Source organism: Pseudomonas sp. Con_6 (assembly GCF_059379395.1).
Window position 1 is genome coordinate 5121661 of record NZ_CM182011.1, and the last position, 12599, is coordinate 5134259.

9 protein-coding genes are annotated in these 12599 nt (G+C 64.4%); all 9 read right to left on the minus strand.

Annotation, left to right across the window (positions count from 1 at the left end):
* Positions 1-40: 40 nt before the first annotated feature.
* Positions 41-3625, minus strand: a complete 3585-nt coding sequence (locus AC5QPF_RS22790; RefSeq protein ID WP_494960001.1) for a glycosyltransferase — start codon at positions 3623-3625, stop codon at positions 41-43.
* A 115-nt stretch (positions 3626-3740) separates the two neighbouring features.
* On the minus strand, positions 3741-5315 hold the full coding sequence (locus AC5QPF_RS22795) for a flagellar hook-associated protein 3 (RefSeq protein WP_494960002.1): 1575 nt from the start codon (positions 5313-5315) through the stop codon (positions 3741-3743).
* A gap of 13 nt (positions 5316-5328) precedes the next feature.
* Positions 5329-7380: a flagellar hook-associated protein FlgK gene (flgK, locus tag AC5QPF_RS22800; RefSeq protein ID WP_494960003.1), complete on the minus strand. Its 2052-nt coding sequence runs from the start codon at positions 7378-7380 to the stop codon at positions 5329-5331.
* 10 nt (positions 7381-7390) lie between these two features.
* Positions 7391-8593 (minus strand): flagellar assembly peptidoglycan hydrolase FlgJ, encoded by a 1203-nt coding sequence (flgJ, locus tag AC5QPF_RS22805; RefSeq protein ID WP_494960004.1) that lies wholly within the window; start codon positions 8591-8593, stop codon positions 7391-7393.
* Positions 8594-8605: 12 nt separating this feature from the next.
* Positions 8606-9715 carry a flagellar basal body P-ring protein FlgI gene (locus AC5QPF_RS22810; RefSeq protein ID WP_494960005.1) on the minus strand — a complete coding sequence of 370 codons (1110 nt, stop codon included), beginning with the start codon at positions 9713-9715 and terminating at the stop codon, positions 8606-8608.
* Positions 9716-9727: 12 nt separating this feature from the next.
* Complete coding sequence (flgH, locus tag AC5QPF_RS22815) at positions 9728-10423, minus strand: flagellar basal body L-ring protein FlgH (protein WP_494960006.1); 696 nt, start codon at positions 10421-10423, stop codon at positions 9728-9730.
* Between the two features lie 48 nt (positions 10424-10471).
* Positions 10472-11257 carry a flagellar basal-body rod protein FlgG gene (flgG, locus tag AC5QPF_RS22820; protein WP_494960007.1) on the minus strand — a complete coding sequence of 262 codons (786 nt, stop codon included), beginning with the start codon at positions 11255-11257 and terminating at the stop codon, positions 10472-10474.
* A gap of 46 nt (positions 11258-11303) precedes the next feature.
* Complete coding sequence (locus AC5QPF_RS22825; RefSeq protein WP_494960008.1) at positions 11304-12044, minus strand: flagellar basal body rod protein FlgF; 741 nt, start codon at positions 12042-12044, stop codon at positions 11304-11306.
* Between the two features lie 318 nt (positions 12045-12362).
* Positions 12363-12545: a hypothetical protein gene (locus tag AC5QPF_RS22830; RefSeq protein ID WP_494960009.1), complete on the minus strand. Its 183-nt coding sequence runs from the start codon at positions 12543-12545 to the stop codon at positions 12363-12365.
* Positions 12546-12599: the final 54 nt, after the last annotated feature.

Consider the following 12599-nt stretch of genomic DNA (forward strand, 5'->3'; position numbering starts at 1 on the left):
GCAGGAAACGCGCCAGATTTGCGGGGAGCCTATGGCCTCATCAGCTCGGCATCCACCCGTCATACCAGACCTGCACATGCTCCGGCCGCAGCACATAGTTGCGCATCACCTCGTCATGCAACTGGTCGCCCATGCGGTAGCTGGCCTCAGGGTCGGCCAGGTGCATGCGGATCGCTTCCAGCCATTCCTCGGTGGAGTTGGTCTTGACCCGGGTACACGGCAGGTAGCCACGATAGGCGGCGGTGTCGGTGACGATCACCGGATAACCGCACGCCCCGTACTCCAGCAGGCGCAGGTTGCTCTTGCAGTCGTTGAAGATATGGAATTCCAGCGGTGCCAGGGCCAGGTCCAGGTTGAGGCTGGACAGCTTGGCCGGATAAGCCCCCAGGCCCACCGGCGCATGGAATTCGTGGATGTACGGCAGTAGCGCCGGCGGGCACATGCCGAAGAAGATCCATTCCACCTCATGGGCGAGGGTCTTGATCACCTCGGCGATCACTTCCAGGTCGCCGGTATGACTGGTCCCCCCGCCCCAGCCGACCCGCGGCTTGCGCGACGTGCGGCGCTGGGCACGGCGGCCGACCCAGAGTTCCTCGGCAAGCATGTTGGGCAGCACGCGGATGTCATGGTGGGTGTCGCTCAGGGCATCGGCCAAGGGCTCCGTGGACACCACCAGACGATCGCAACGGGCGATGCCGCGGCGCAGCGAGCCTTCGAGGTCGCGCGGCGTGTGCTTGAGGTGGCCGTTCTTCTTCGGCACCTTGATCACGTAGTCGTCCAGCTCATAGATGACGAAGCCCTTGGAATAGGTCTTCAGCCGCTCGATTTCCTTGATGAAGCCTTCGGTGTAGCGCCCCTGCAGAATCGCCACGTCCGGCGCGCTGCGCGCCAGCTCGACATTGGTGGGGATCTCGAAATACTGCTGCTGGGTCACCCAGCCCGCCGCTTCCAGCTCGGTCAGCGGCTTGATCACCCGGTAGTGGCCCACCGCGGACTTGTTCATCGGCAAGGCCAGGATATGCGGCAGCGAACGCCCGAGGAACGGCAGCCAGCCATCCTTGAGCCCCGGATCGAGACGGAACGCCGATTCCTTGAGCGAAAGGTTGGCGTTATAAGCCGGGTCGCGGGCGATCAGCGGCATCCAGGCCTGCTGGAAGGTCTCGTGCTGGCGGGCCAGCACCTGCTGGCGCTCGGCTTCCTGCTCCGGCGTCAGCACTGGCCCCGGGAGACGGTCCAGCACCAGCCGCGCCCGCGGCGTCCACACACTGAGATAGCCTGCCTGGCGCATGCGCAGGCCGAGGTCGACATCACTGAACGCCGCGCTGAAGGCGCCGTCGTTCAAGCCCCCCAGCTCGAGGAACAACTGCTTGCGCATCAGCAGGCAGTCGGCCCCCAGCGCCGAGTAGTTCTGCGCGACCTGCAGGCGCTGCATGTAGCCGCCCGCCTCGACCGTCTCGCCGACGAAGGGCGAGTAAACCGCACCGCGCAGGCCAAGGATGCCGCCGGCATTGACCACCAGACCCTGGGCATTGCACAGCTCGGCACCGACCATGCCGACCTCGCTGCGCTGACCCTGGGCGACCAGTTCATCCAGCCAGTCTCCCTGGGTAACCACGGCGAAGGTATCGAGCAGCAGCAGGTAGTCGCCCCGCGCGTGCTGCGCGGCGAGGTTGACCTGCAGCGGGAACGACGTCTGCTCGTCCAGGGTCAGGACCCGCAGGCGCTCGCCCATCTGCGCCAGGGCCGCCAGCCAGGCACGGGAGTCCTCGCTTTCACTGGCGTTGTCGATCACCAGCACTTCGTAGTGCGGGTAGATGGTCCGGCCCAGTACGCTTTCCAGGCAACGCTCCAGCGCTGCCACCTGGTCGCGGAAGCTCAGCACCAGGGTGACCAGCGGCTGGCTGGCATGCACATAGCGAATATGGTTGATCGCCCCGCCCGCCTCGTTCTCCAGGCGGTAGTCGACACCCAGGCGGCGCAGGTGGCCGTCCAGCAGGCGCGGGTTTTCCGCGACCACCGCCGGCGAGGAGACCCAGGCCGCGAAGCCGAACGCCGACTCCACCAGCACTTCCGGGATATGTTCGATGACCTGCGGGCCGTGGCTTTCCACCAGGCGCCAGAGCAAGTCGTGGGGCGCCAACTCGCGGTAGCCCTCGGCAAAGCCACCGGCCGCCAGGTAGTGCGCACGGGAAAACGCCAGCCCGCGCCCGGTGAAGGGATAGGCGCGCTGCAGGTCGAGGTTGAAGTCGGGCTTGAATACCGGCTCGATGGACTCGTCATCGCCCAGACCACCCTCGTCGCCGTAGATGCAGGCGATATCCGACAGGCTGACGACGCGCTCGGCCAGCAGCATCAGGCTGAACTCGCTGAGGCGGTCGCCGGCACGGACCAGCCAGAACCAGTCGATACCGTTCATTTCCGGCAGCAACGTATTGAGCTGCCGCGCCCAGTCGTCCTGCAGCGCACGGCTGACCAGATGCTCGTCGACACCGGCCGGCAAGCGCCCGGCAGCAAGGAGCACGGTGCTGGCGGCGCCATAGCATTGACGCTGGATGCTATCCAGGGTGCGCTGGCGTGCTGCGCTGTCGCCGTCCTCGTCGATCACCACCACGGCGAAGCGCGGGCGCCATTCCCAGTGTTCGCTCAGGCGCATCAGGCGGCGCAGGACCAACGGGTCCTGACGGCAGCCCAGCCACTTGGCGTAGAGGTCGGCGAAGGTGTCGCTGTCGCTACCCACGTGGGATTCCTGGATCGCCTGCAGGCTGCGCAGGACGTGGACCAGAAACAGGTTTTCCCAGGTCCGCGCGACGCTGCTTCCATCCACCGGCAGCACATGGATGCGCACCCAGCCGGAGAAGGTCTCGGTGGCTGGCGGACGCGCGGCGAACATGTTGCGCAGCCACTGCAGCTCGGTGGCACGGGCCTCCTGCAGCCCGGCCTGGCTGCGCATCTGATCCGGATGGATACGCTCGATGCATTGCACCTGGGCGGTCACGCCCAGGTGGCCACGGCGCAGCAGGCAGACGAACAAAGCGAAGTCGATACGGGTATGGAAGCCCGCCTCGACCAGCGCCGGCAACAGTTCACCGAGGTCCTTGGCGCGCATCAGGGTGTTGCTCAGGCCGCCGATGAAGTTGAGCGGGTTGCTTTCGAAGAAATCCAGCAGGTCATTGCCGTGGTACACCGTGTCGCCCCAGGCGAACCAGCTGTTCTCCAAACGCTGGGACAGGGCGAAGTCGGCGCCGTCCACCAGGCTGCGCCGGGTGGTGACCAGGCTCAGGTCGTCATTGGCCAGGAACAGGCGCACCTCGCTGCTGACGCAGTCGGCCAGCAGGCGGTCGTCCTCGCAGAGGAACTGCACATAGTCGCCCCGGGCCAGTTCCAGCCCTGCCAGCAGGTTGCGCGACAGGCCGAGGGGTTGCGGGTTGCGCTGGTAGTACAGCGGGCAGCGGGCCAGTGGTTCGAGCTCGTCGACGATGGCCTTGATCTCGTCATCGCGCCCTTCGTCGCAAACGATGACCTCGAGGTTTTCGTAGTTCTGGGCCAGGGCACCGACCAGCGCCGCACGGAAGAAACGCGCGTTGTTGGCGGGAATGACGAGACTGACAAGAGGCGCTGGATTCACGACGAAAACTCTCGGCCGGAGGCTGCCCTCGGGTGAATCGGAACAGCCTGGAGCGTGGGGAATGGCGGATGGCCCCGTCGCGCGTCATCGGGACGACGCGACGGGGAAGACGGGGTTACAGGCGGTTGAACAGGCTCAGCTGGCTGATCTTGCTGAAAGCCATCTGCGACGCCTGAAGCATGGTCTGCTGCAGGGTCAGGCGGGTCATCACCTCGGCCGGGTCCGAGTCGCGGATCGACGACTGGGTGGTGGAGTTGGCGATGCTCAGGCTTTCGTTGGCCAGCTCCTGCAGGTCCAGGGCCTTGCCGCGGGCACCGATGGACGTAACGGTGTAAGCCAGTTGGTTTTGCCCGCTGCTGATGTTGGAAATCGCCGCGTCGAGGTCTTCGCGCAACTGCTGCTGGCCGGCGACGCTGCCATCGATCGGTTTCTCGAGCGCCTGGCGCAGTTGGCTGACGGTGTCGAGGATGTTCTGGGTCTGGTGTTTGTTGACCTGCACGCTGTACTGGTCACTGGCACCCGGCGCGGCGCTGAAGGTGAACTGCACACCGGCGGCGGTGGCGGTAGGCGGCGTGCCTGCCAGCGTACCGTTGGCCACCGGCCGGCTGTCCGGGCCCAGCGGTTGGGCATACAGCTCGAAGTCGGTGGCGCTGGTGAACTTGATCACCGCGCCGCCGGACGGGAAGGCCTTGGCGTACTTGTCGGCGTCGACCACCTGGGTGGAGGTGACCTGGGTGCTGGAGCCATTGCCCGGGCTGCGAATGCCGGTGATGGTGTCCGGCTTGCTTTCCAGGGTGAAGGTATGACCCGCGACAACCGCGTCGGGGTTGGTATCGCCCGGCTGCAGGTTGATGTTCAGACGCAGGTCGACCCCGCGGAACGTGACCGAACTGCCACCGATGGTGCCCGGGTCGAAGGTGCCGGAGTTGGTCGCCTCGGTGGTGACGTCATTGCCCGCACCGTCGGTGATCTTGAACTGGGTGCTGCTGAGCATCGTGACCGTGTACGGCTCGCCCTTGCGGAACTGGTCGTTGTAGCCCACGGCGCCGGACATCTGCCCGTCGGTCAGGCGCACACGGCCGTCATCCGGGGTCGGCGCGGTCAGGCTGGTCTGCGTGCGATTGGTGTTCAGGGCCTGCTGGAAGGCAGTGGCGCCACTGTTGTTGGCAGCCATGGTGAGCATGTCGCCGACCTGCAGTTGCAGCTCGCCTTCGTCGCCGTTGTAGCTGTAGGTACCGTCGGAATTGCGGGAGAACGGCTGGGTCTCGCCCTTGGAGCCGGAGAACAGGTACTGACCGTTCTCGTCACGGGTGTTCATCAGGCTCAGCAATTGCTCTTCGAGCTTGCCCAGCTCGGTGGCGCTAGCCTTGCGCTCGGTGTCGGTGAAGGTGGCGTTGCCCGCCCCCAGGGCCAACTCGTTGACTCGTTGCAACAAGGTGTTGATCGAGTTCAGGGTGGTCTCGGCCTGGCTCAGGCTGTTGCGCACCGAGGTGGTGTTGGTGGCGTACTGTTCCAGCAGCGAACTCTGGTGGTCGAGTTGCAGCAGGCGCGCGGCGCCCACCGGATCGTCGGCGGCGGTGCGCACGCGGATCAGGTCGCTGGCTTCCTCGCCGCTCTTCACCACGTTGGAATAGTTGCGCTGATAGTTGGCAGCGCTGGTCTCGAAATACTGGGATGTAGAGATACGCATCGTCTACGACTCCTTAAAGCGCGCTGATCAGCGTGTTGAAAACTTCCTGCGCCGCTTTGATGATCTGCGACGAGGCGGTGTAGTACTGCTGGTACTTGACCAGGTTGCCGGCTTCTTCATCCAGCTGCACGCCGGAGAGAGAGTCACGGGAGGCCTTGGCCTGGGTCAGGATGGCCTCGGTCGCCGCGCTGTCCATCTTGGCCTGCTGGGTCTTGGCACCCACGCTTTCCACCAGCTTGCCGTAGGCATCGGTGAGGCTGACCCCCTTGGTGGCACTGCCGACGTCGACGGTCTGTTTGTTCTGCAGCTCAAGCAGGCCGAGGCCGTTGCGGTTGTCCGAGGACGAGGCGCCGGTCAAGGCGATGCTGTAGCTGTCGCCCTGCTTCGGCGAGCCGCTGACATCCATTTGCACGGCGATGGTTTTCTGCACGCCGCTGCCGTCGACCACCGGCGCACCGCTGGCATCCACCATCGGGATGTTCAACTGCAAGGTATTGCTCTGGCCGGGAATGAAGGTGCCGGGGGCACCGATCGCGTCGCCCTTGGCGTTCACCAGTTGGTAGGTCTGCGGGGACACGCTTTCATCACCGAAGACCAGGCGCACCGGCGTCGAGTACTTGATACCGTTCTGCAGTTCCAGGCGCTGGGCCGGGTCGGCGATGTCCAGCACCGACTTCAGCACCGGCTGGCTGATCACGCCGGTGCCCTTGTTGCTGCCGCCAGCGGTGGCGGTCAGCGGGGCGGCCATGGCCAGCTTCTTCGGGTCGGTCATGACCACGTCGAGGTTGGCCGCGCCATTGCGGGTCGGGGTGATCTTGAAGCTGTCACCGGCACTCACCGCGCCGCCGTTGAGATTGAGGCTGAAGCCGTCGATCACTGGCTGCGGGACGGTGTTGAGGTCGAAGCTGCCCATGTCGGTATTGTCAGGCAGCTTGCGCACGGTGTAGCCGGTGGCGCTGGTGAAGGTCACCTGGTAGTCACTGGTGCTGAGCAGGCTGGTGTCCTTGATCACCACGTCGAGATTGCCGGAGCCGGCACTGTTGCCGGCCATGGCCAGGCTGCGGCTGGCCATCGACATCGCACTGTTGATGTCGTTGAACAGGGCCGCGCCGAACTCGCCGTTCTTGTCGATACCCTGGGCCAGCTGCGAGTTGACCTTGTCGGCCATGACCAGTGCCAGGCGACCGATCTCGTTTTGCGCCGGGATCAGGGTTTCCTTGCGGTAGCGCATCAGGCCGCCGATCTCGCCACCGGTGAGGGAGTTGGTCACGTCGACGGTGGTGTTGTTGTAGGCCAGCTTGATCGAGACCTGGCTCGGGTCGGTGGTGCTGGTGACCACGCTCAGAGCGTTGACGCTGGTACCCAGGACAAGTGACTGGCCGTTGGCCAGGGTTACGTCGATGTTGCCGTTGCGGTTGGTCGTCTGCACACCGACCAGCTCGTTCAGTTGGCGGATAGTCTCGTCGCGCTGGTCCATCAGGTCGTTGGGCTGGCCATTGACCGCGGCGACCTTGGAAATCTGATCGTTCAGCTGGGCAACGGTCTTGGCCAGGTTGTTGACCTGCTCGGTCATCGACTTGAGGTTGCCGTTGATATTGCTGTTCTGTTCCTTGAACTGCGCGGCGATGGTGTTGAAGCGGTTGGCCAGTGACTCGGCGTTGGTCAGCAGCAATTGCCGCGAAGCGTCGTCATTGGGCTTGGCGGACAGTCCCTGCAAGGCAGTGAAGAAGCTCTTCAGCGCGCCGGTGACGCCGGTGTTGGCGTCGGACAGCAGGTTGTCGGTCGGGGTGATCTGGCTCAGGTACGACGCGGCATCGCTGTTGAGCGAGGTGCTGGTCTGCAACTGGTTGTCGAGGAAGGCGTTATACACCCGGCGCACGTCGGCCAACGTGGTGCCGGTGCCGATGAACACCTGGCCATAGCGGACCGAACCCGTCGTGGTCTGGACGTTCTGCTGGCGCGAATAGCCGGCCACGTCGGCATTGGCAATGTTGTTACCTGTGGTGTGCAGGCCCGACTGAGCGGCCCCAAGTCCCGACATCCCGATGCTGATCAAACTCGCCATGGTTCAAACCTTATAGTTTCGTCGTTGGGCTGAGCGCCGCGTAGCTTTCGTACGACTTCATCTGTTTTGCGATCTGAGAGATCTTGCTCGCGTAGTCCGGGTCGGTTGCGTACCCGGCCTTTTGCAGCTCTCTCACGAATTGTTCCGGGTTATCGGCCGACTTCACCGCTTCTTGATAGCGCGCGTTGTTCTGCAGCAGGCTGACCAGGTCGTGGAAGCTGTCCTGGTACGAATCGTAGGAACGGAACGCTGCGGTTTCCTTGACGAACTTGCCGTCACGGAACTCGCTGGTGATCGCCCGCGCCTCACCGCCCTGCCAGTTGCCGGTGGCCTTGATGCCGAACAGGTTATGGCTGCTGCTGCCGTCGGCAGAGCGCATGACCGATTTGCCCCACCCGGTTTCCAGCGCTGCCTGGGCCACCAGGTAACGCGGATCGATACCGATGCGCTTGGCGGCCTGCTCGGCCATCGGCAGCATGGTGGCGACGAAATCGTCGCTGGAATCGAAGGCCTTCTTCGCCGGCGCGAGAGGTGGCTGGGCCACCGCGCGGCCATAGATGCGCGTCGCGCCGGGGGCGGCGAAGGTCTGCGCCGGCTGCCAGTCACCCTTGACCACGGCATCGGTCATGGCTGTGGTGCGGCCTGGAATCGCAGCGGTATTGGTGGTGGCCGCAGCGGCGTCCGCCGACGGCACGATACCGGCCAACAGGCGATCGGTGAGCTTGCCCGGCAGCGCCAGGCGCCGCGAATTGAGGGCCGCCACGTCATTGCGCGTGATGGCGGTTTCTTCGGCCTTGCGCGCAGGCTCCGCCACCTTGCTCGCCCACAGCGCGCGCTGCTCGGTATCGATCCGCGGGAACGGACTGGTATTCGGCGCGCTGGCCTTCTGCTTGGACAACTGGCGCATCAGCACATCCTGCAGGCCGATGCCGCCACCCTCGCGGGACAGGCTCACCGCCAACTGCTGGTCGTACATCGACTGATACTGCTTGGTGGTCTCGGTGTTGAGCGGGTTGTCCTTGGCCAGCACGTCGGTGGCCGAACGCACCGACTTGAGCATTTCGTTGAGGAACAGCGACTCGAATTCCTGGGCCACCTTGCGCAGGTTGCCCTCGCTGTCGCGGTCACCGACCTTGAGCGAGTTGAGGCGATTGAGGTCGGTATAGGCACCGCTATCGGCAGTGCTGAACATCTGGCTCTTGGGCATGTCCATGGGCCGGCGTCCTCAGATCACGATCAGGTCGGCCTGCAACGCACCGGCCTGCTTCAGGGCTTCGAGGATCGCCATCAGGTCGCTGGGCGCGGCGCCCACCTGGTTGACGGCACGGACGATTTCATCAAGCGTGGTGCCCGGGCCGAACTTGAACATCGGCTTGGCTTCCTGCTCGGCATTGACCCGGGAACGCGGGACCACGGCAGTCTGACCGTTGGAGAACGCGCCAGGCTGGCTGACGATCGGGTCTTCGGTGATGGTCACGGTCAGGCTGCCATGGGTCACCGCCGCCGGCGAGACCTTGACGTTCTGGCCGATGACGATGGTACCGGTACGCGAGTTGATGATGACCTTGGCCACTGCCTGACCCGGATCGATCTCAAGGTTTTCCAGGATCGACAGGTAGTCGACGCGCTGGCCCGGATCGAGGGGCGCAGTGACCCGCACCGACCCGCCGTCCACGGCCTGGGCCACACCCGGACCGAGCAGCTCGTTGACCTTGTCGACGATGCGCTTGGCGGTGGTGAAGTCCGGACGATTGAGGTTCAGGGTCAGGCTGTTGCCCTGGTTGAAACCGCTGGGCACGGCACGCTCGACGCTGGCGCCGCCGGGAATGCGACCGGCCGACGGAACGTTGACGGTGATCTTCGAACCGTCGCGACCCTCGGCGTCGAAGCCGCCTACCACCAGGTTGCCCTGGGCGATGGCATAGACGTTGCCGTCGATACCTTTGAGCGGGGTCATCAGCAGGCTGCCGCCACGCAGGCTCTTGGAGTTGCCGATGGACGAAACGGTGATGTCCACCACCTGACCCGGCTTGGCGAACGGCGGCAGGTCGGCGTGCACCGATACGGCTGCAACGTTCTTCAACTGCACGTTGCCCGAACCTGGCGGCACCTTGATGCCGAACTGCGAAAGCATGTTGTTGAAGGTCTGCAGGGTGAACGGGGTCTGGGTGGTCTGGTCACCCGTACCATTCAACCCCACCACCAGGCCATAGCCGATCAACTGGTTGGAACGTACGCCGGAAATGCTGGCGATGTCCTTCAGGCGCTCGGCCTGGGCACTGCACGCCACGACCAGCAGGAGGGTCGTGGCTACGAACTGCTTGAACTTGAGCATGGTCACCCGAACCTAGAACGGGAAAAGCGGGCTGAGGAAGAAGCGGTCGAACCAGCCAGGCTGGCTGGCATCGGCGAAGGCCCCGGTACCCGAATAGGTGATGCGCGCATCGGCGACCCGGGTCGAGGACACGGTGTTGTCGGTGGCGATGTCATCGGCCCGTACCAGGCCGGCGATCCGCACCAGCTCGTCGCCGGTGTTGAGGGTCATCCACTTCTCGCCGCGCACGGCGATGATGCCGTTGGGCAGCACCTCGGCCACGGTCACGGTGATCGAGCCGGTCAGGGTGTTGCCCTGGGCCGACTTGCTGTCGCCCTTGGTTCCCCGGGTGCCGCTATAGCCGGCACTCAGGCTGAGGTCATTGCTGCCCACCGGGTTGTTGGTGGTCAGGCTGGAACCGAACAGCGAGGTAAGACCGATGTTGGCGTTGCTGTTCTTGGCGATCTGGGACCCGGCATTCTTGCTCGCCTGGGTCTTCTCGTTCAGGGTGATGGTGATGATGTCACCGACCCGGAACGCCTTGCGGTCGCTGTAGAAGTTCTGCTCGAACCCGGCCTGGTAGATCGAGCCGTTGTTGGCGGCCGCCGGCAGGGGCGTACGCGGCAACACAGGCGCGTAATACGGATCGTTGGGCTTGGGCGTCGGCGCGACGCAACCAGCCAGCAACACCGCCCCCCCCAGGGCGACTACGGACAACAAACGGCTCATGACTCTGACCTCACGGTGTAACGGTGAAAACGACTTTGCCCACGTCAATTACAGGTTCTGGGTAACGTACTGGAGCATGCTGTCGGCGGTGGAAATCACCTTGGAGTTCATCTCGTAGGCACGCTGGGTGGTGATCATGTTGACCAGTTCTTCCACGGTGCTGACGTTGGAGTTCTCCAGGGTCTGCTGCATGGTGGTACCGAAGCCGTTCAGGCCCGGGGTACCGATCTGCGGCGCGCCGCTGGCGGCAGTTTCCAGGAACAGGTTGCCACCCAGCGCCTGCAGGCCGGCCGGGTTGATGAAGTCGGCGGTCTGGATGTTGCCGATGATCTGCGCGGCCGGGTTGCCGGCAGTGGTGATCGATACGGTGCCGTCCTGGCCGACGGTGAAGGTCTGTGCGTCCGGCGGCACGACGATGGCCGGTTCCAGGGCGAAACCGTTGGCGGTGACGATCTGGCCGTTGGAGTTCAGGTGGAAGGTACCGTCACGGGTGTAGGAGACGGTGCCGTCCGGTTGCAGGACCTGGAAGAAACCGCGGCCGTTGACCGCGAGGTCCAGCGGGTTCTCGGTGGTCTGCAGGCTGCCGGTCATGAAGTTCTTCTGGGTGCCGACGATACGCACACCGGTACCCACTTGCAGGCCCGACGGCAACTCGCTGTCCTGGGTCGACTGGGCGCCTGGCTGGCGTTTTACCTGGTACAGCAGGTCCTGGAACTCGGCGCGATCGCGCTTGAAGCCCGTGGTGGAAACGTTGGCCAGGTTGTTGGAAATGACGGTCAGGTTGGTGTCCTGGGCGGACAGACCGGTTTTACTGACCCAAAGAGCCGGAAGCATGCTGTTCTCCTGGTACGCCTGTTTTACGGCGCTACGCCTGTGTCAATTAGCTGATTTGCAAAACCCGAGCCATGGCTTCGTCGCCTTCCTTGGCCGTGTTCATCATCTTTACGTGCAGCTCGAACTGTCGGGCCAGCGCCAGTACCGAGGTCATCTCTTCCACGGCGTTGACGTTGCTGGCCTCAAGGAAACCGGAAACCACCTGCACATTGGCGTCGGCGGCAGCGGGCTGGCCGCTCTTGGTATGGATCAGGCCATCGAGGCCCTTGGTCATGGTCTTCAGGTCGGGATTGACCAGCTTGATCCGGTCGACCTCGGCCATCACCCGCGGGCCTTCACCCATGGCGCGGATGGAGATGGTGCCGTCCTGGCCGACTTCGATCTTCTGCTCAGGCGGCACGGCGATCGGACCGCCGTTGCCCATCACCGGCATGCCATTGCCGGCGCGCAGGACGCCGACCGCGTCAACATTCAGGCTGGCGGTGCGCACATAGGCTTCGCTGCCATCGGGGGCCTGCACGGCGATGAAGCCGTCGCCGCCGACGGCGACATCCAGGTCGCGGCCGGTTTCCTGCAGCGCACCGGGGGTGAAATCGGTGGCCGGGCGTTCGGTCATGGCATAGGCGCGCGCCGGAAAGCTGTCGCCGAACACCGGCATCGAGCGCGCCTGCTCCAGGTCACGCTGGAAACCGCTGGTGGAAATGTTCGCCAGGTTGTTGGCATGGGCCTTCTGCGCCAGCGCGTTCTGGCTGGCACCGGTCATGGCCACGTAAAGCATCTTGTCCACAAGTCATCCTCCGCTGCGCTGGCGAACACTTGCCGTTCACCGCTGCTGTCGAGCGATAAAGCAATTTTCGATCCAGTTTTTGATCAACCGGGAAAAGACCCGTGTTTTCGGGGCATTGCCGGTTTCAGGGAAGGTTGTAGCAGAAGGAAAAGACAAATTATCGGCGCTGGCATTGCCGGTGGCGGCAAGATCCCGCCCTTCCGTTTTCCTTTCGGGCCTCATCGCGGGCAACGCCCGCTCCCACAAGGTCCGCGACGACTCCAAACCCTGCGGGAGCGGGTGCTGCCCGCGATGAGGCCCGCAAGATCAGCCAAGAGATCAGGGCCGGCACCCGGCATTGTTGAACGGCCCGGCAAAGCGCTTCCAGCCTTCGCCCGGCGCATGCTGGGCACACACCAGTCGCCCGTCAGCCTGGCTTTCCCAGCGATACCACGGCGCCATGGCCGCCACGGCCTGAACCGCCGCCAGGACCAGCACCCCGGCAATCAGATAGCGCTTCATTCGCACCTCACTGAAACGACAAGCCCCCGCCCGGACCGGGAAGGGGCTCGTATT

Excerpts from the sequence above, each read along its gene's own strand:
- flgK (WP_494960003.1), bottom strand. The coding sequence starts at position 7,380 with ATGGCGAGTTTGATCAGCATCGGGATGTCGGGACTTGGGGCCGCTCAG.
- flgH (WP_494960006.1), bottom strand. The coding sequence starts at position 10,423 with ATGAGCCGTTTGTTGTCCGTAGTCGCCCTGGGGGGGGCGGTGTTGCTG.
- AC5QPF_RS22795 (WP_494960002.1), bottom strand. The coding sequence starts at position 5,315 with ATGCGTATCTCTACATCCCAGTATTTCGAGACCAGCGCTGCCAACTAT.
- flgG (WP_494960007.1), bottom strand. The coding sequence starts at position 11,257 with ATGCTTCCGGCTCTTTGGGTCAGTAAAACCGGTCTGTCCGCCCAGGAC.
- flgJ (WP_494960004.1), bottom strand. The coding sequence starts at position 8,593 with ATGGACATGCCCAAGAGCCAGATGTTCAGCACTGCCGATAGCGGTGCC.
- AC5QPF_RS22810 (WP_494960005.1), bottom strand. The coding sequence starts at position 9,715 with ATGCTCAAGTTCAAGCAGTTCGTAGCCACGACCCTCCTGCTGGTCGTG.
- AC5QPF_RS22830 (WP_494960009.1), bottom strand. The coding sequence starts at position 12,545 with ATGAAGCGCTATCTGATTGCCGGGGTGCTGGTCCTGGCGGCGGTTCAG.